Source organism: Anabaena sp. FACHB-595, assembly GCF_048568275.1.
In the GTDB taxonomy this organism is placed as follows: domain Bacteria; phylum Cyanobacteriota; class Cyanobacteriia; order Cyanobacteriales; family Nostocaceae; genus Trichormus.
On record NZ_CP183473.1, the window covers coordinates 5,478,626 to 5,498,116 of the forward strand.

18 protein-coding genes are annotated in these 19,491 nt (G+C 40.6%); 15 read left to right on the plus strand and 3 right to left on the minus strand.

The genetic code is table 11. The annotated features are described in order from the left end of the window. The first annotated feature begins 171 nt into the window (after positions 1–171). The 5 genes from ACN222_RS22910 to ACN222_RS22930 all read left to right on the plus strand — a co-directional run bounded on the left by ACN222_RS22910 (position 172) and on the right by ACN222_RS22930 (position 5,123). Entirely contained in the window at positions 172–1,047 is an 876-nt protein-coding gene (locus tag ACN222_RS22910) for a substrate-binding domain-containing protein (RefSeq protein ID WP_044523288.1), read from the plus strand. 9 nt (positions 1,048–1,056) lie between these two features. Continuing rightward, positions 1,057–3,123: a sensor histidine kinase gene (locus tag ACN222_RS22915; RefSeq protein ID WP_010998718.1), complete on the plus strand. Its 2,067-nt coding sequence runs from the start codon at positions 1,057–1,059 to the stop codon at positions 3,121–3,123. A gap of 88 nt (positions 3,124–3,211) precedes the next feature. Next, positions 3,212–3,853: a MotA/TolQ/ExbB proton channel family protein gene (locus ACN222_RS22920; protein WP_010998719.1), complete on the plus strand. Its 642-nt coding sequence runs from the start codon at positions 3,212–3,214 to the stop codon at positions 3,851–3,853. Positions 3,854–4,022: 169 nt separating this feature from the next. Further along, on the plus strand, positions 4,023–4,229 hold the full coding sequence (locus ACN222_RS22925) for a hypothetical protein (RefSeq protein WP_010998720.1): 207 nt from the start codon (positions 4,023–4,025) through the stop codon (positions 4,227–4,229). Positions 4,230–4,526: 297 nt separating this feature from the next. Beyond that, positions 4,527–5,123, plus strand: a complete 597-nt coding sequence (locus ACN222_RS22930) for a methylmalonic aciduria and homocystinuria type D protein (RefSeq protein ID WP_010998721.1) — start codon at positions 4,527–4,529, stop codon at positions 5,121–5,123. A 118-nt stretch (positions 5,124–5,241) separates the two neighbouring features. Here ACN222_RS22930 and sppA read toward each other — a convergent pair whose 3' ends face one another. Next, a complete protein-coding gene (sppA, locus tag ACN222_RS22935) occupies positions 5,242–7,071 on the minus strand; it encodes a signal peptide peptidase SppA (protein ID WP_010998722.1) in 1,830 nt (609 codons plus the stop codon). Positions 7,072–7,148: 77 nt separating this feature from the next. Continuing rightward, positions 7,149–8,201 carry a type 2 isopentenyl-diphosphate Delta-isomerase gene (gene fni / locus ACN222_RS22940; protein WP_010998723.1) on the minus strand — a complete coding sequence of 351 codons (1,053 nt, stop codon included), beginning with the start codon at positions 8,199–8,201 and terminating at the stop codon, positions 7,149–7,151. A 364-nt stretch (positions 8,202–8,565) separates the two neighbouring features. Here fni and psbA point away from each other — a divergent pair, with 364 nt between their 5' ends. Then, complete coding sequence (gene psbA, locus ACN222_RS22945; protein WP_010997721.1) at positions 8,566–9,648, plus strand: photosystem II q(b) protein; 1,083 nt, start codon at positions 8,566–8,568, stop codon at positions 9,646–9,648. A gap of 260 nt (positions 9,649–9,908) precedes the next feature. Here the strand turns inward: psbA and ACN222_RS22950 are convergent, their stop codons facing one another. Beyond that, positions 9,909–11,213, minus strand: coding sequence for a Tudor-knot domain-containing protein (locus ACN222_RS22950; RefSeq protein ID WP_010998724.1), 1,305 nt, complete (start codon positions 11,211–11,213; stop codon positions 9,909–9,911). Positions 11,214–11,414: 201 nt separating this feature from the next. Here ACN222_RS22950 and ACN222_RS22955 point away from each other — a divergent pair, with 201 nt between their 5' ends. From ACN222_RS22955 to ACN222_RS22995, 9 genes are all read left to right on the plus strand, one after another. Beyond that, positions 11,415–11,615 (plus strand): type II toxin-antitoxin system HicB family antitoxin, encoded by a 201-nt coding sequence (locus tag ACN222_RS22955; RefSeq protein WP_010998725.1) that lies wholly within the window; start codon positions 11,415–11,417, stop codon positions 11,613–11,615. Then, positions 11,612–12,505 carry a DUF2207 domain-containing protein gene (locus ACN222_RS22960; protein WP_010998726.1) on the plus strand — a complete coding sequence of 298 codons (894 nt, stop codon included), beginning with the start codon at positions 11,612–11,614 and terminating at the stop codon, positions 12,503–12,505. The genes ACN222_RS22955 and ACN222_RS22960 overlap by 4 nt, the downstream gene beginning before the upstream one ends. A gap of 311 nt (positions 12,506–12,816) precedes the next feature. After that, positions 12,817–14,208, plus strand: coding sequence for a malic enzyme-like NAD(P)-binding protein (locus ACN222_RS22965; RefSeq protein ID WP_010998727.1), 1,392 nt, complete (start codon positions 12,817–12,819; stop codon positions 14,206–14,208). 796 nt (positions 14,209–15,004) lie between these two features. Next, the gene (locus ACN222_RS22970) at positions 15,005–16,588 is read left to right on the plus strand and encodes a type I restriction-modification system subunit M (RefSeq protein ID WP_010998728.1); all 1,584 of its coding nucleotides are present in this window, start codon (positions 15,005–15,007) and stop codon (positions 16,586–16,588) included. A gap of 10 nt (positions 16,589–16,598) precedes the next feature. Continuing rightward, positions 16,599–16,856 (plus strand): hypothetical protein, encoded by a 258-nt coding sequence (locus ACN222_RS22975; protein ID WP_126987137.1) that lies wholly within the window; start codon positions 16,599–16,601, stop codon positions 16,854–16,856. Between the two features lie 104 nt (positions 16,857–16,960). Further along, complete coding sequence (locus ACN222_RS22980; protein WP_010998730.1) at positions 16,961–17,539, plus strand: Uma2 family endonuclease; 579 nt, start codon at positions 16,961–16,963, stop codon at positions 17,537–17,539. A 71-nt stretch (positions 17,540–17,610) separates the two neighbouring features. Further along, positions 17,611–17,880 (plus strand): hypothetical protein, encoded by a 270-nt coding sequence (locus ACN222_RS22985; protein WP_049942511.1) that lies wholly within the window; start codon positions 17,611–17,613, stop codon positions 17,878–17,880. Then, a complete protein-coding gene (locus ACN222_RS22990) occupies positions 17,877–18,308 on the plus strand; it encodes a type II toxin-antitoxin system VapC family toxin (protein ID WP_044522246.1) in 432 nt (143 codons plus the stop codon). Before ACN222_RS22985 ends, ACN222_RS22990 begins: the two co-directional genes overlap by 4 nt. Positions 18,309–18,311: 3 nt before the next feature. Further along, positions 18,312–19,484 carry a restriction endonuclease subunit S gene (locus ACN222_RS22995; protein ID WP_010998733.1) on the plus strand — a complete coding sequence of 391 codons (1,173 nt, stop codon included), beginning with the start codon at positions 18,312–18,314 and terminating at the stop codon, positions 19,482–19,484. Positions 19,485–19,491: the final 7 nt, after the last annotated feature.

A 19,491-nucleotide genomic window follows, 5' to 3' on the forward strand; every position in this document is an offset into this window, starting at 1 on the left:
AGGCTTTTCGCGCTTTTACTTAGTATTAATACTGAAATTAAATTCAGAATTAATAGTATCTAAAAATACTTTTGAAAAACCAATACTGTTACGCTTGATGATAATAAGGGAATATTAATGTGTGAATGTCTAGACCTAATAGTGGGTTTAGAGATATTTGGAGATTCACCCATGACCAAGATTGCTGACTCAATTATCATCGGAAGTATAATTTTAGGTTTGTGCAGTTGTGCATCAATTAACTCCAGTACACCCAAAACCTCAAATCAAGTTACTAGTCCTACAAGTTCCACAAACCAGAAGATAATTAAAATTGGTGGTTCCACTTCTACCGGAACAGTGTTAAAACTATTGGCAAAAGCTTATCAATCTCAAAATAAAAACGTCAAAATAGAATTTATTTCTGATAATCAGTCAGAGGGAGCGATCGCTGCCTTAAAAAATGACATCATTGATATTGCTGGTAGCAGTCACAAAATTACAAAGGCAGAAGATAACGGTCAGATTCAATATCGTGAATTGGCAAAGGATTTGTTATTAGTTGCTACCAATAACAGCGTGAAAGGTGTTACCAATTTATCGAATCAGCAGTTAAAAGCAATTTACCAAGGTAGAATTACTAACTGGCAACAATTAGGTGGCTCTAATGCAAACATTATTGTGTTAGATAGACCTGAAGACGAGTCAGCAAAAAAATTATTACGAAAATACTATTTAGGTGGAGACAAGACTACAACTAAAGCAGTTATTTTGAATAAGGAAGGAGAATTAATAGAAACTTTACAGATTACACCTAATTCTATTGGTGCTTTTTCTTTAGCAACTTCTGTAATTAATAAATTACCAATCAATCGCCTTAGTCTCAATGGTGTTGCCCCCACGGTCGAAAATTTCACCAGTGGTAAATACCAAATGGTACGTCAGATTGGCATAATTTGGGATAAAAAACCTTCCACTTCTACTGAGAATTTTATTAACTTTATATTTAGCAAAGAAGGCGAGAAAATTCTCAAAGACAATGGCTTTGTCCCTACCTCATCAATTTAATAACTTACTATGCAGAGATTTTTTCGGCGGCTAAATCTGAGCCAAAAAATTGTCATACCCTTACTCATGGTTTACTTAAGTGTATTCATGTTGGGTTTAGTAGTTATAGGCCATTGGTTTACAGAGAGTTTAGAACAGAATTTCCGTCAAGATGTGAAAAATTTTACTGAGCGGGTTTATCAGGATTTGCAGTATGAACAGCACGTTCTAGAAACGGAAATCAAACTAATTTCCTATCAAGATAAACTTCGCCAAGCTATTGAGGAACGGGATCAAGGGTTATTGTTGCAGATATTATTGCCACTGAGGACAGTATTAGGATTGGATTGGCTGAAGGTAGTTGATCCTAACGGTAATGTCCTGACAGATTTACGTAGCACTTCCTTAACTCAGGCGAAATTATTAGATCAAATAATTAGCAGTAGTGCTAGTAGTGGAGCGCAAATCACTGATCTGGTAGATGTGGATGGTGAGACAAAAATTCTCCAGACCGTGACTTATGGAATCAAATCACCGATAGGATTACTAGGCGGAATCATCATTGGTAAGTCTGTAGATGATACCCTCCTCAAAAAAATTGCTGCTGGTTCTTCCAAACATTTAATTACCCAAAGAAACAATCGTATAGTTGCGACAACTCTATTAGCTGCACAGCAAGGTAACTGGCAATTTCCCGCCCATAATTTGCCAGTTACACAAATTATGGTTAACAAACGCAACTATTTAGCCAAAAGCATTTTATTTTCTGGGGCTACTCAGACATTGACTACAACTGTGTTGTATCCCACATCCCTACTAGAAGCAGCACAATGGAGACTATGGAAACATTTGGGGTTTTTGTATGTGTTGGGTAGTGGTATTGTAGCGATCGCTGGATTTTTAACAGCTAGAACAATTACTCGTCCCTTGCAAGCCGTTACTCAGGTTGCACAACGAGTTACCCAAGACTCTAACTTTAATCTCCAAACCTCCGTTACCACTGAAGACGAAGTTGGTATTCTAGCTATTTCCTTAAATCAGTTGATTCAACAAGTCAAGTTACTACTGGCGGAACAGTATGAAGGGCAAAAAAAGCTAGAAGCTTATAACCAAACATTAGAACAAAGAGTTGAAGAGCGTACACAAGCACTGCAACAAAAAAATATTTCCCTCAGAAATACTTTACGGGAACTCAAACTTACACAATCACAATTAATCCAGCATGAAAAAATGTCTTCTTTGGGACAATTAGTGGCTGGTATTGCCCACGAAATCAACAACCCAGTTAATTTTATTTACGGAAACCTCAACTATACTGACGAATACATTCAGCAACTACTTAAATTATTTCAGCTTTATCAAAAATATTATCCCAATCCAGAGCGAGAGATTCAAGAAGCGCAGGAAGAAGCTGAGATTGAATATGTCATAGAGGATTTACCAAAAATATTGGCTTCGATGAAAATCGGTGCATCTCGTATCCGGGAAATTGTACTGAGTTTGCGGATATTTTCTCGTTTGGATGAAGCCGAGTTTAAAACGGCTGATTTGCATGAAGGCATTAATAGTACCTTATTGATCTTACAACACCGGATTAAAGCACAAACTGTCAAAGCGATCGCCTACAGTGAGCGGAACGACATCACCGATAATTTGAACAAAAAGGAAATTTTTGATAAGCATCGTCCGCAAATAGAAATTGTCAAAGAGTATGGTGATATTCCCAAAATCCCTTGTTTCGCAGGGCAAATGAACCAAGTATTTATGAATATCTTAGCCAATGCCATTGATGCCCTAGAAGAAGCATTCTGTGATGGGCTTTGTCCAGAACCAACTATTCACATTACTTCCTCTCAGGTAAATGAAAGCATCGTAATTGCAATTGCTGATAACGGCACAGGAATTCCTCAGGAGGTACAATCTCGTTTGTTTGACCCTTTTTTTACTACTAAACCCGTGGGAAAAGGAACTGGTATGGGACTATCAATTAGCTACCAGATTATTACTGAAAAACATGGTGGCACTTTACAGTGCATTTCATCCTCAGGACAGGGAACAAAATTTGTCATAACAATTCCCATCCGTTTAGCCGATTAAATACTTTTAGGTATTAAAAATCATCGCATTCTCTATCTTCACTACTAATCTGCTAATCTGGTTTTGCATCAATTGAGTTGAGCAACAGATGGGAATTCTGAATCTATTTACAGCCGGTGGTGTGGTTATGTGGCCTCTGCTGGCGTTCTCCTTATTAGCGGTAGCACTAATCATCGAACGTATCAGCTTTTGGGTAAGAATTTTGGGCAAGCAAAACCTCATAGTACGGGAAGTTCTGAGACTTTACCAACTAGATAATGTGGTTAGCACCTTAGAAGCATTACGGCAAAATGCCGATTTACCCATCGCGCGAATTTTCCTCGCCGCTTTAGAATTGGAGGAGCCGACACCAGAAGAATTTCGATTGGCTTTAGAAAGTGAAGCCCAGGCTGAGATACCTGTACTCAAACGCTTTCAAAATATTTTTGATACCATAATTGGTCTCGCGCCCTTATTAGGGTTACTTGGTACTGTTTTGGGATTAATTAATTCCTTTGCATCTTTAGACATCGGTGATGTGGGAGGAACAAAGACGGCTGGTGTAACGGCTGGTATTAGTGAAGCCTTAGTTTCTACTGCATCTGGCTTGGTTGTTGCTATCCTGACACTGTTTTTTGCTAATAGTTTCCGGGGTTTCTATCAGCGTCAAATTGCCTGGATTCAGGAGTATGGGGGACAGCTAGAATTACTCTACCGTCGTCGTTACGAGAGGAGAGGCAAGCAAGGTTGAAATTTAAACCCGGAGCTAGATAGAGAAATCGCTAGGAATTACTGTATTAAGTAATTGGTAATTGTATTTTATTGTTACTAATTACTGATGTTAACTGGGATGTTTGCTGTAGAATTTTTAGTTCTAACTAGTATTCGCAAAGAGTAAATTGTTTTTCAGAGGGTAGTTTATGACTATTTGGGTAAATGAGCAGATTGATCCATCAGGTATGATTCATGCCTGTATTGCCTCTTGCAACGAGTCCCAAGCCCAAGATTGCCATGCATCGTTTCAAAATAACTTAACGGATAATCAAAAGGCTTCTGGCTGGGTAGCGCGCTTACGAACAGTCAATTCTTGGGATGAAGTGCCGGTGAACGCTTTAAAACTTGATTAATTGGGGGTCTGTAACTGTCCTCTGGGATTCGCAAAATTATCTATTCTTAGAAGCGGTCATGGGTAATAGGTAATGGGACTGTAATAATTATTAAATCCGTTAGCATGGCCCATTACAAATTACAAATTGCTAGGTGAGGTTAATAAAATATAAAAATTAGATTAAAACTGGGCAATATATAGGCTAAATTTTCCCTAAGACATAACTGTTGCTGAAAATTTTATGAATTTTTGGAAGTATTAAGAGTTATCATCGATTCTAAAGAATAAATTAAAAAGTTGCAAAAACCGAATCAATGTGGTGAACTATCCCAGAGCTTATACTGCGGAGCAAAGCCGTCCCATTAATTTGGTTGGCAAACAGGGACAAGCAGTTCAAATTTCTATTCATTACCCCAGTCAGTATATCTGTGCCAACCGCGAACGGATATTACCAGATTGGCAAGAACAAGCTCTATTTTGGGTTGTGATTGTTTTACAGCAATCAAAATATCCGTTGGTAAAAAGCACGGCAGAAATTGAGAGAGAAAAAGAACATCTGCGAGAAAAGTTTATGAGATTTGGCTGCGATTTAGCTTTTGAACTGCGCGATCGCGGTTATCTAGCAGACCTCATAGATCCTCGCACCGGTTACCCTATGCTTTCCCGCCCAGGGGTGATTCCTCATAATGATACAGCCGTTGTCAAAGCTTTACTTAATTACCCGGTCTTAAAAAACAAGTGTTCTGTGATCGTCCATCCTCATTGGGGTACTGCTGTTTATCCAAGTATTTTTCTTTCCGCAGCACCACCAAAGATTTTGGAATGGGCGATCAAAAGCATATCATCTATGCACGGATGGCAAGAAATTGAGGAAGATGATCACAGAGAGGGGTGTAAGGGTGTGAGGGTGTGAGGGTGTGCGATAAATCTAGGTTTTTAATCCAAGGATTTCTAATTCACTTCAATTTATCTTAAAGGGCAGACTTTAAGATATTTTAGGGAATATGAGACTTTGTAGTTAATCTGTACAGTTACTCTATTTTTAAGTTAATTGGTAACCGCGCATAAACGCCTTGTGGGTCGTTCATAGTCTGTAAAATAGAGATTTCCTGTTGGATTTTTTGGATTTGTACTGTTAATGGGTCATTTGGTTTAACGTCCAACTTCTTAATTCCCAAAGTAGTACTAATTTCCTCGACTACCCCGCCAAAAAAGCGCTCTTCAAATGAGCTTTCTCTGGGATATTCTCTTAATTGCCAATCTTTACCTAGTTTCGCTGCTTTAGCTGCGTATTCTATGGCGGCGTTTAAACCACCGATTTCATCAACCAAACCAATTTGTTTTGCAGTTACACCAGACCAAACTCTACCTTGAGCGATTTCGGCTACTTTTTGTGTGGGTAACTTGCGACCTTGAGCAACTTTGTTGACAAACATATTGTAAATGCGGTCAACACTGCGCTGGTAAATCGCTATCTCTTGGGGTGATTTGGGACGAGCGACGGTTTGGGAATCCGCATAACGTGCCGTTTTGACAGCATCCCAGGTGATACCATTATCGTTTGCTAGCTTCTGCCCGTTAAATAGTACGCCAAATACACCGATGGAACCGGTGATTGTATTAGGTTCGGCAAAAATTCGGTTGGAGTCGGTGGCTATCCAGTAACCACCAGAAGCGGCATAATCACCCATAGATACAACAACGGGTTTGCTTTCACGAGTCAAGCGTATTTCTCGCTGCATTACTTCTGATGCTGTAGCGCTACCACCAGGACTATTGATGCGTAAGACAACTGCTTTGACATTTTCATCTTGTCTGATTTTATTAAAGATGCGGGCAAAGCGATCGCCTCCGATTTGCCCATCATCGCCTTTACCATCGACAATATCGCCTTCGGCATAAACTACGGCAATCTTATTTTTAGAATTTTTTTCTAAGCCTAAAGACTGTCCAGGTACTTGAGCATATCGGCGCAGGCTAATTTGAGTAAATGTATTATCCTTTTTATTGCTACCTGTTAATTTCTTGAGGTCAGCAACTACCTGATCGTTGTACGCTACTTGATCGACTAAGCCATTAGTCTTAGCTTCCGTTGCTTCCAATAAAGATTGATTATCGGCGATCGCTTGCAGTTTTTGTGGGTTAATTTTCCGGCTATTGCCAACGGTGGTACGCCATTCACCCCAAACATCGTCCAATAATTTTTGAGTTTGTTCGCGGTTTTCTGGACTCAGTTTATCTAACAAGAACGGTTCAACTGCTCCCTTAAATTTTCCGGCTCGTACAACCTGAACGCCAATACCGTACTTTTGCAAAGCTCCGGCTAAGAACATTGGTTGGCTACTCAAACCATTGATTTCTAGTCCACCCAAAGGATTAAGGGCGATAGTATCAGCTACCGAACTGAGGTAATATTCCTTCTCGTCCCAAGCCACACCATAGGCGATTACCTTTTTCCCAGATTTACGGAATTCTTCTAGAGCTTTGCGGATTTCTTTCAACGACGCAAAACCCAGGTTATTGCCTCCACGACTACCATCTAGGTAAATAGCAACGATGCGTTTATCTCGTTGTGCTTTTTCTAAACTATCGATAACATTACGGAGTGTCATCCGTTCTTGTGTAACGCCGGAAAATCTATTTTGTAGCTCTTCACCAGCACTTGGTTCTCTGTCGGTGATGTTCATGGACAAGTCGAACACCACTACTGATTTATCTTTAACTACTGGGCCGGTATTGCTGGAACTAGCAGCAGCAAACAATAATAATAAAAGTCCTGTAGTACCTGCACCAGCGAACAGAAACAGTCCTAATAATGTACCTAGTAAGCTAGCAAGAGTTTGTTTAAAGAAGTTACTCATTAGTTATTAGTTATTTAGTTTAGTTATTTAGTCATTAGTGATTAGCCAATCATGCCTAACCATTTCTACCTATTCATTTATTGTAGGCGTTGTAAACTACCAGAGTGTTTTAACTGATCTAAATTGGCGTTGCCGGTGCAAAATAAGACTGTGGTGATTTCCGCAATTAATACCTCAGTTAAATCTTGTAGGGCGGCTTCTGATTCTACGGCCGCTTGCAGAAAAGGCATAGCTAAACCGGCGATATCTGCACCTAAGGCGATCGCTTTAGCAACGTCAAGTCCATCACGCAAACCACCAGAGGCGATTAAGGGAATATGGGGGGCGATCGCTCTTACACTTGTAATACACTCTGCTGTGGGCATTCCCCAATCCGCAAAGGTTCTACCTAAACGCCTTTGCATAGCGTTCTCTGCTCTTTCTCCTTCTACCTTTGCCCAAGAAGTACCACCCGCACCGGCTACATCAATTGCTTGCACTCCCGCAGCAATCAACTTTTCAGCCATTGCGCCGGAAATGCCATTGCCCACTTCTTTCGCAATTGCAGGTACTGGCAGTTTGCTGCATAGCTGATTTATTTTGTCAAGTAATCCTCGGAAATTCACATCACCTCTAGGTTGAATACACTCTTGTAGAGGATTGATGTGCAGAATCAAAGCATCCGCCTCTAGCATATCGATGATACGCAGACATTCATCTAAACCATATTTGTAGTTAAGTTGCACCGCACCTACATTAGCGAACAGCAGCACATCGGGCGCATACTTGCGGATGGCAAATGTGTCAGCTACCTGGGGTTTTTCTACTGCCACCCGTTGGGAACCCACACCCATTGCCAATTTATAGTGTTGGGCAAGTCCGGCTAAACGCTGGTTAATGATTCCTGCTTCTTCGGTTCCTCCAGTCATGGAGGAGATTAACAAAGGTGCATTCAGCTTTTTACCTAAAAAAGTCGCGCTCAGATCAATATCGTTGCGGTCTATTTCTGGTAAGCAAGAATGAGTGAAACGATAGCGTTCTAGTCCGTTGGTAGTGTCGCGGAATTGTACGTCTTCTTCCAAGCAGATGCGGATATGGTCTGCTTTGCGTGATTGGGTTTGAGCAGAATCGCTGGTAGTAGGTGGGTTCACTGGTAGGGATGACTTATGGCTTGCGATTACTATTGTATGGGTTACTCACCCAGAGAGGTGGAAAGGCAGCATCGTAACTTACTGTAGCCAGAGTCTGTGCTTTTAGATATAGGACTTACGCATGAAAAGTAAAGATCAAGGGTTTGGAGAAGGGTATAGGGGTATAAATTTGAAACCTTTACCCCTATACCCGGTCTCAACAGACAACCTGTGTGCGTAAGTCATAAGATAAGCAAAGCTGACAATCTATATAGTTTTTACTCATATTAAAAAGATGCTGGTATTTGTAAAGTAGTGTAAAGTATTAACACAGGCAGAAAAACAACCGCCTGATTCATAAATAATTAATCGCAATCATAAAAACATGACCGCAACCTTACAACAGCGCAAAAGCGCCAACGTATGGGAACAGTTCTGCGAGTGGATTACCAGCACCAACAACCGTCTATACATCGGTTGGTTCGGCGTACTAATGATCCCCACCTTGCTAGCTGCAACCACCTGCTTCATCATCGCCTTCATCGCTGCACCCCCAGTAGACATCGACGGCATCCGTGAACCAGTAGCAGGTTCCTTAATCTACGGAAACAACATCATCTCCGGTGCAGTTGTTCCCTCCTCCAACGCTATCGGCTTGCACTTCTACCCAATTTGGGAAGCAGCATCCTTAGACGAGTGGTTGTACAACGGTGGCCCTTACCAATTGGTAATTTTCCACTTCTTGACAGGCGTATTCTGCTACTTAGGACGTGAATGGGAACTATCCTACCGCTTAGGAATGCGTCCTTGGATCTGCCTAGCATTCTCTGCACCAGTAGCAGCAGCAACCGCAGTATTCTTGATCTACCCAATCGGACAAGGTTCCTTCTCAGATGGTATGCCCTTGGGTATCTCCGGCACCTTCAACTTCATGATCGTGTTCCAAGCAGAACACAACATCTTGATGCACCCCTTCCATATGTTGGGTGTAGCTGGTGTATTCGGTGGTTCCTTGTTCTCTGCAATGCACGGTTCCTTGGTAACCTCTTCCTTAGTTCGTGAAACAACCGAAAACGAATCACAAAACTACGGTTACAAATTCGGACAAGAAGAAGAAACCTACAACATCGTTGCTGCACACGGTTACTTCGGTCGCTTGATCTTCCAATACGCATCCTTCAACAACAGCCGTCAACTGCACTTCTTCCTAGCTGCATGGCCTGTAATCGGTATTTGGTTTACCGCTTTAGGTGTAAGCACAATGGCGTTCAACTTGAACGGTTTCAACTTCAACCAATCCATCATCGACTCACAAGGTCGTGTAATCAATACCTGGGCTGACATCATCAACCGCGCTAACTTGGGTATGGAAGTAATGCACGAGCGTAACGCTCACAACTTCCCTCTAGATTTGGCTGCTGGTGAAGTTGCTCCTGTTGCAATAAGCGCTCCTGCTATCAACGGTTAATTCTGAATTCTTAATTCAATAAAAAAGCGTCTCCTGCAAAGGGGGCGCTTTTTTGTTGTTTATTATAGCGATTCCTAGTTAAGTTAGTTACAGACGATATTTTGAAACGCAAAGGGGCGCTGAGTAAAGCGCAGAGGTACGCAGAGATTTGTAGCTCATCAGACTAGTAAACGCTATATTTAAAAATCATCTCTTTGGTGACCAGTAATTGGTAATAGTAAAAACAATTACCTGTTAGCCATTAGCAATCAACAAGAAGATTAGCTAATATCATCTGAATTAACCCATTCGTCGTAGGATGAATCGTAACCTGTGTAATGAATAAAATATTGATTTCCTTGAATTTTCTCAATGGTTGCAGTGTACCAAGTTTCTTCTTCATCACTCCAACATTTGACCTTTTTACCAACTGCATATCCGTTGGCATCAGATGAGGCATAATCAGTAGCGCGAATATCATCTTTGCCAACCCACTCATTATGGGATGAACCATAGCCAATATAGTTTATAAAGAACTGGTCATCTTGAACTTTCTCAATTGTGGCTTGATACCAGTCTTCTTCTTCTTCATCCCAGACTTCTATTTTTTTGCTGACTGCATACTGACTAGTATCTGATTTCACAGCAGATGATGAATCTTGAATAGGCTGTGTTGTCTCTTGTTTTATTTCTTCTTTAACTAAAGTATGGGCTTTCAAAATCAATCTCCGAGCTACTGATTGAATACCTGTATGCTCAAAGTAATTGGTAGTTTGGTCTAGGAATGCAGCGACAAAATCTAAATTATCATCAGCAATTTGGATGAAATTACCAAGATGACTAGAAATAGATTGTGGGGTGATACCTGTCTTAGTGACTAAGTTATTCATCCAGCCTTGAACAGCATTGAAACCTTGATTGATAAAGCCCAGTTTATCAGTGGGATTACTTCCTGGTAAGGAGCTATTGACGGCTAAGAAAACAGGATTTTGAGTGATGCTGTTAGATTCAGCACCGCTAATGATTCCCTGGATTTTGCTGAGGAAGTCGGGGCCTAATGGTAGGATGCCATCTAGACAAACTAGAGCTACCATGCGGATTAAGGAAGCATCTTGATAGTTGTTAGCCAGAGAATTGGCAAATTCTTGGGGGTTTGGTTGGGGAATACCGTTGAGTTTGCAAAAAACGATAATTTCGATGGCAATTTTTGAGACTAAATCAATGCTTTGGGTGACATCGGCTTTGGGGGTAATATTGCTTAAAAAAGATAGAAAGCCGATCTTTTCACCTACTTTATTCGCTAAAGCCGCAGTTGCCATTGCTGTGTCGGCTTTATCTATGGTCTGGTAAAGTTTGACGGCGGATTGATAGCCTTGCTGGGGGTCATTATACAAAGAAGTGGCGCGATCGCGGATTTTCTGAATTACCCTGGCATCAGTTTCTCCGGTAACAGCGCGAATAGTGTTATCAAAGCCTACTAAATTCTGCCACTGACCAGGGGCGACATAATCTAGAGCGTTGAGAACTTTGACGGTAATATTATCGCTCGGTAATTCATCAACCAACTGAATAATTGATTTATCCATAAAGCAGACCTCATAATCTGGGGAAATACTGACACAACAATTCAGATCAGCCGATGCAAATAGCCTCTAACCGCTTCGGCTTCTATTCACTGCACAGTATTTATAGAGTTCCCAAGATTGAGAAAAAAGTAACTTTAACAAGTTAGTCAGGGTCTAGAGTGTTAAAATCCGTGATGAAATAATTAAGCAGCTATTTGAAGTATGACGGCGATCGCACCTCAAGAAAAATCTCCACGTCAAGTACTGCTATATCTTGGAGAAGATAATTATTTTGTTGTCGAAGTGCCGAGTTTGCCTGGTTGTATCAGTCAGGGAAAAACTCGTGAAGAGGCTTTAACTAATATCGAAGTTCTCCAAGACAAAGGCGAAACTCTTCCAGAATACCAATTTATAAATATATGAGCAAAAAATTAGTAGACAGGCTGCTGCTATTTTGTTTCACATTTGTTCTTGGCTTCACATTTACTATTCATAATGTCCAAGCCGAATCAGCACCTTTCTATTGGGAATTTATCAATGTCGATATTGCCGTACAGCCTAACGGTGATATGTTAGTCACTGAGACACAAAAATATAATTTTATTAGAGATTATAACCATCTGCGTTCCCGGTACATTCCTTTAGATAATGTAGACAGAATTACTGAAGTTTCTGTATCCGAAAATGGTCAATTGTTACCCAGTATAACAAGTACAAGTACAGGAAATCATCAATTGTTGATTAGTTGGGAACATCAATTGCAATCACCAGAAAGCCATACTTTCGTGTTGAAATATCGTGTTATTGGAGGATTGCTCGTCAATCATAACTATGCTCAAGTATACTGGGAAGCAATATTCTCTGACCGTAAAGCCCCTATTAAACAGGCGCAGGTTAGGGTGGAATTTCCTGAAGAACTTACTAATAAAATTAAAATATTCCAAAGCTTTGGTGTAGTTGCAGATATTCGCCGAGTCGATACAAAAACTATTGAGGCTGTTACTAAACAATTTATAGAGCCAGGGACGGGGTTAAAAATTCAGGTGATATTTGATCGTGCGGGTACTAAGATTGAAACCTCTGGATGGCAAAGTACACAATTTTTTTATGAGAGGTTAGTGTGGATTTTGTTGGGATTGCTAGTCTTTGGTATCCCTCTTCTCCTCATTATTGTCTCTAGGAATGGGACTGGGACTAGTAGTAGCTACATTGGAGACAGTAGTATTGATTACTATGGCGGTGGCGGTGATTATGGTGGCGGTGATTATGGTGGCGGTGATTATGGCGGCGGTGGTGGTGGCGGTGGTGATTAACCAAATAAACGCTGTACGCATTTGAGAATTACTGGTTGTAAATAAAAGCGTTCCACATCACCAATACCTTCACCAAAAAGAGAGTATGAAGAGATAGGGCTGCTGTAGTAGGGCTAAGGTATTGCTAGCTCAAAAGATATTGGCTGGATAAGTTTTATACTCATACTGCAAAGGAAAAGAATCTACCTTTAGCCCTGGGAGAAAGTCTTAATTTATCCTGCAAATAATTTGGGTGTGTAGGTTTTATCGTAAAAATAGAATTTACTGTAACAATTCGATATAAAATCTAAAATCTAAAATCCCCAATTAAGATGGCAGACTTAACTCCTAATTCCAGTTTTAGTGTTACTCTCCGATTACAGATTCCCAATCGTGTGGGAATGCTAGCATCTATCACTCAAGCGATCGCATCTAGTGGTGGTAATCTCGGTCAAATCGATTTAATCGAGCAAACACGCCAAGTTTCTCTCCGTGACTTAACTGTTGATGCTGCTAGTACTGAACACGCGGAAACTATTGTGCAAGCAGTCAAAGCCATACCTGATATTAAGTTAGTCAGCGTTTACGATCGCACCTTTAATTTACATCGTGGCGGGAAAATCAGCATCACCAGCCGGATTCCTCTCAAGAGTGTATCCGACTTAGCAATGGCTTATACCCCTGGCGTGGGTCGGGTTTGTACGGCGATCGCTCAAGACCCATCGCAAGTATACAATTTAACTATCAAACAAAATACTGTCGCCATTGTCACTGATGGTAGTGCGGTTTTAGGATTGGGTAATCTTGGCCCCCATGCAGCTTTACCAGTGATGGAAGGTAAAGCCATGTTATTTAAGGAATTTGCTGGGTTGGATGCCTTTCCTATTTGCCTCGCTACCCAAGATACAGAAGAGATTATCCAAGCCGTCAAAAATATTGCCCCGGTTTTTGGCGGTGTGAATTTAGAGGATATCGCCGCACCCCGTTGCTTTGAAATTGAGAAGAGATTGCGCGATGAATTAGATATTCCTGTTTTTCACGATGACCAACATGGTACAGCAATTGTCACCTTGGCAGCTTTATTTAACTCCTTGAAACTGGTGCAGAAGTCACTGGCCGACATCCGCATTGTGATTAATGGTGCTGGTGCAGCTGGCGTGGCGATCGCCCGGTTACTACGGAAAGCTGGGGCAGAAAAAATCTGGATGTGCGACTCTAAAGGCATTATCTCCACCACTCGCACCGACCTCAATGAAGAAAAACAGGAGTTTGCCGTCAAAGCTCAGGGTACACTAGCTGGTGCAGTCCAAGGCGCAGATGTATTTATTGGTGTGAGTGCGCCTGGAGTCTTAACACCAGAGATGGTAAAGTCTATGGCTAAAGATGCGATTGTTTTTGCTATGGCTAATCCCATACCCGAAATTCAGCCAGAATTGATTAGCAAGGATGTAGCTGTTATCGCCACAGGTCGCAGTGACTACCCTAACCAAATTAATAACGTGTTAGCTTTTCCTGGGGTATTCCGTGGTGCGTTGGATTGTCGCGCGCAAACAATTACCACCACCATGTACTTAGAAGCAGCCAGTGCGATCGCTTCTTTGGTTAATCCCTCAGACTTGAGTCGGGAACATATTATTCCCTCAGTCTTTGATGAACGTGTCGTTACCGCCGTCGCTGCTGCTGTGCAACGTGCAGCGCGAGAAGAGGGGATTGCACGGGGTTAATTAACACTTCGACTACGTTCAGTGTTAAATTTAAAAGTTTTTTTGATTAAGGATGGGCGGATTCGTCCATCCTTTATATTTTAACGGGTTCAGTTAAAGGTATAAATCAAAATTAAAGTAGGTTAATTTGGTATCCGTTAAAGTTCCAATGCTCATTCACGAGTCTTAAACACTCGTCAACCAAGTTCCAATACTCGTCCACGAGTCTCAAACACTCATTCACGAGTCCCAAACACTCGTCAACCAATTTCCAATACTCACTCACGAGTCTTAAACACTCGTCAACTAGGTTCCAATACTCGTCCACGAGTCTCAAACACTCGTCAACTAAGTTCCAATGCTCATTCACGAGTCTTAAACACTCGTCAACCAAGTTCCAACACTCATTCACGAGTCTCAAGCACTCGTCAACCAATCTCCAATAAGTAGAATGACTTGAAAAAAACAAACTATGGTAAAAATACTAGGATTCGTTTCTTAGTGATAACTTTAGTCTTTTCCTGAGAACTAAAGTTACGCGATGTGCGACTTATTTGTGAAACCCCTCTCCATAGCTTGCTACTCTACGAGTTCTCCGTAGGAGTACCCGCAGGGTACCTCTCCCCGTTGGCGTTAGCCTGCCGTTAGGCAAGCGGAGAGAGGCTTTGAATCTTGCTCCCCTTCCCTTGCAGGGAAGGGGTTGGGGGTTAGGTTTGAGAGAAAGTTGCACACGGCGTAAAGTTCCTACTACAAAACTTTAATTAACCAAGACGATAATTTAAACTGGTTGAGATTTATTTGAAAAATTAGGGATAAGATGACAGAAAAAGCAGCAAAGCAGAATAACTCAGAGTCATTTGAGCAGAAATTATGGAAAGCGGCGGATAAGCTGCGAAAAAATATTGATGCTGCTGAGTATAAGCACATTGTTTTAGGTTTAATTTTTCTGAAATATATTTCTGATGCCTTTGAAGAGTTGCATCAAAAGCTGCTGGCGGGTGAGGGGGATTACGCAGGGGCAAATCCAGAGGATAGGGATGAGTATTCAGCAGAGAATGTGTTTTTTGTGCCAGTTGAGGCGCGGTGGTCATATCTTCAAGGACAGGCGAAGCAACCGGACATTGGTAAAACCGTTGATTTGGCTATGGAAGCAATTGAGCAGGAAAACGCCAAACGGTTAAAAGGGATTTTACCCAAGGTGTATGGACAGCAGAAATTAGACCAGAAATCTTTGGGTGGATTAATTGACTTAATTGGATCAATTACGTTAGGGGATGCTGAGGCACAGGCACAGGATGTTTTAGGGCGAGTCTATGAATATTTTTTGGGACAATTTGCTCTAGCTGAAGGCAAGAAAGGCGGACAGTTCTATACACCTGAAAGTATTGTGAAACTTTTAGTTGAGATGTTAGAACCCTACAATGGGCGTGTCTTTGACCCTTGCTGTGGTTCAGGGGGGATGTTTGTCCAGAGTGAGAAGTTTGTCAAAAATCACCAAGGGCGTTTGGATGATATCTCAATTTATGGGCAGGAGAGCAACGAGACAACCTATAAATTGTGTCGGATGAATTTGGCGATTAGGGGGATTGACGGCTCAAATATTAAGTGGAATCCTGAAGGTTCGTTTCTCAATGATGCTCACAAGGACTTAAAAGCGGATTTTGTCATTGCTAATCCTCCTTTTAATGATAGTGATTGGGGCGGCGAGTTATTGCGAAATGATGGACGTTGGCTGGATAAAGACCTTGTACCTCCAGTTGGGAATGCCAATTTTGCTTGGGTATCGCATTTTATTTACCACTTAGCACCCACAGGTTCGGCGGGTTTTGTGTTGTCGAATGGTTCGCTGTCGTCAAATACAAGCGGTGAGGGAGATATTCGCAAGGCTTTAGTGCAGAAAGATTTGGTGGATTGTATTGTCATGTTGCCAACCCAACTTTTTTACAATACGGGTATTCCTGCTTGTTTGTGGTTTCTTAGTCGGTATAAAAACGGGAATAAAAACAGGGATAGACACGGTGAGGTATTGTTTATTGATGCCTCAGAGTTGGGTTATATGGTAAATCGCAGTAGTAGGGCTTTCACGGAAGCTGAGATTAGCAAGATTGCTGATACTTACCATGAGTGGAAAAAGTCGGGGGGGAGTTACCGCGATATCAAAGGCTTTTGTAAGTCTGCATCAATCGCGGAAATTGAGAAGCATAATTTTGTGTTGACACCAGGGCGATATGTGGGGATTCCTGATGAAGTGGAGGATGGGGTGAGCTTTGAGGAGAAAATGAGTGAGCTTACAATGGCATTAGGTGAGCAAATGCGAGAGGGGCAATTGTTGGATGAGGAGATTAAAAAGCAATTGTTAAAGGTGGGATTTATTGTTAGTGATGAGTTGGTTGATTTTTAAGGAGATGAATATGACTCAAGTTATCTTGAAAAAGCTTAACCCCATTGTTATAGAAAAACTAAAACATCTGGCTCAGAGTCATCAACGGACTTTGGAAGAAGAAATCACATCTATTCTTGAGGATGTAACAGAAAATACGCCTATAATTACATCTAAAAGTAGGGACTGGTCGCCTGGTTTTTTTGAGCAGACTTGTGCTGGTTGGCAGGGGGAATTGTTAGTTAGAGAGCCTCAGCCAGAAGCACAGGAACGAGAGCCGCTATTATGAGTTATTTGTTAGATACCTAAAATGTTTTGCTACCTACACCAATAGAGACTTTTCAAACAACCTCTTATATTAATTTGTGTTGATTGCACATGAGGTAACAAAAAATGATTGCTGTAAAAGGTAAGTTTCCTAAGTTAACACCCGAAGAATATTTCATCTGGGAAGAAAAACAACAGCTTCGCCATGAGTATCTTAATGGTGAAGTTTACGCTATGACTGGGGGGACGCAAAATCATGGACGAATTGCTAGTAATATTATTTTCATTGTTAAAGGTCATTTACGGGGCGGTGGTTGTCAGGTTGGTAATTCCGATTGTCGTATAAATATTTTTGAAACGAAAGATTATGTTTATCCTGATGTGAGCGTTACTTGCGACGAGCGCGATCGCACTGCAATTCAAGCAATTCAATATCCCTGTTTAATTGTTGAGGTTTTATCTCCAAGTACAGCCAGTTATGACCGAGGGGATAAATTTAGATTGTATCGTCGCAATCCTAGTTTACAAGATTATCTTTTGGTTGATGCTGAGAAAATAGCGATTGATTTATACCGCAAAAATGAGCGCGGTAATTGGGAGATTTTTAATTATCAGTTGGGGGATAATATCAAGCTACAAAGTATTGATTTAAGTTTTCCCATTGAGTCGGTTTATGAGGATATTGTTTTTGAGGAATCAGTATAAATAGCTAGTATTTCTATCAGTTTGGGAATGAATTTACTAAAAATGCCAAAGTGATTTTTAAGGAGATGAATATGACTCAAGTTATTTTGAAACAGCTTAACCCCATTGTTCTAGAAAAACTAAAACGTCTGGCTCAGAGTCATCAACGGACTTTGGAAGAAGAAATCACATCTATTCTTGAGGATGTAGCAGAAAAAGAGGAAGAACCAAAAAGCTCTGAGGGTTTTTGGGATATGACTTTACAATTTAGAGAAAGGATGCAGCAGGAGAATATTACTTTTGATGATGCAGATTTTGCGGATATTCGAGATCGCTCTGTCGGTAGGGATGTTGAGTTTTGAGTATTAAGTATTTATTGGACACAAATATTATTTCAGAAGCCACTCGTCAAAGTCCTAATGTTAATGTGGTTAAAAAACTTACTCAGCATCAATTAGAGACTGCGACTGGTTCAGTTGTAATGCACGAACTTTTATTTGGTTGTTTACGTTTGGTGGAATCACAAAAACGTCGATTGTTGCTGGAATATATTAATCAAATACCTTTAAAAATGACAATACTAAATTATGATTTAAAGGCTGCACAGTGGCACGCCCAAGAAAGGGCTAGATTATCTAAGATGGGCAAAACTCCAGCTTTTATTGATGGTCAAATTGCGAGTATTGCTTACAGTAATAATTTAATTTTGGTAACTAATAATGTTTCCGATTTTGAGTCTTTTAATGATTTAGCGGTTGAAAATTGGTTTGTTAATAGTGGTGAAGGCTGAGTTATGAGTGAGTGGAAAGAGACGACTTTAGGAGAGATTGCAGACATTATTATGGGGCAATCCCCTACAGGTGAAACTTGTAATAATAATGGTCAAGGATTACCACTATTAAATGGCCCTACTGAGTTTGGGGATAGAAACCCATTACCTACTCAATTTACTATTGATCCAAAAAAGATAGCTGAAGCAGGAGATTTGCTCTTTTGCGTGCGTGGCTCAACCACAGGTCGAATGAACTGGGCAGATCAAAAATATGCAATTGGTAGAGGTATTGCTTCGATCAGAGCAAAAGATGGAATCCTATTTCAACCTTACATAAGAGCAATTATTGAAAAAGAGTTAAAAAGTTTACTTGCAGTTGCTACAGGTTCAACCTTTCCAAACATTTCCAAAGATCATTTACTAAATCTCATTGTTCAGTTACCATCTAAAAATATAAAAATCTATATCTCTAATCTTGCACGGATTTTAGATGAAAAAATTTATAACTTACGATCACAAAATGAGACGTTAGAGGCGATCGCACAAACTCTATTTAAGCATTGGTTTATAGATTTCGAGTTCCCCAACGCAGACGGCAAGCCCTATAAATCATCTGGTGGGGCGATGGTGCGATCGGCGTTAGGCTATATTCCCGAAGCTTGGAGTGTTGGGAAATTAGGACAATATCTCAATATTAAACATGGCTATGCTTTCAAGGGTGAATATATAACAACGGAAGTAACAGAAAAAATTCTTTTAACTCCTGTTAATTTTAAAATCGGTGGTGGATTCAATGATTCAAAGTATAAATATTACTCTGCTGATGATTATTCAAATGAGTATGTTCTAAGAAGAAAAGATTTGGCTATCACAATGACAGATTTAAGTAAAGAGGGAGATAGCCTGGGCTATCCTGCATTTATTCCAGATATTAAAGGAAAAGTATTTTTACATAACCAAAGGATAGGAAAGGTAGAAAATAATAATATCGACAAAACATTTTTATATTTTCTTTTATGTCGTAGAGAATATCGATCTCATATTTTAGGAACGTCATCAGGTTCTACAGTTCGCCATACGTCACCATCAAGAATTTGTGAGTATAGTTTTGTGATTCCAGATTTTGAATTAATTGATAAATTTTCAGCCCTAGCCACAGCAACTATTGACAAAATACTAATCTCTACGCTATAGCTATTGG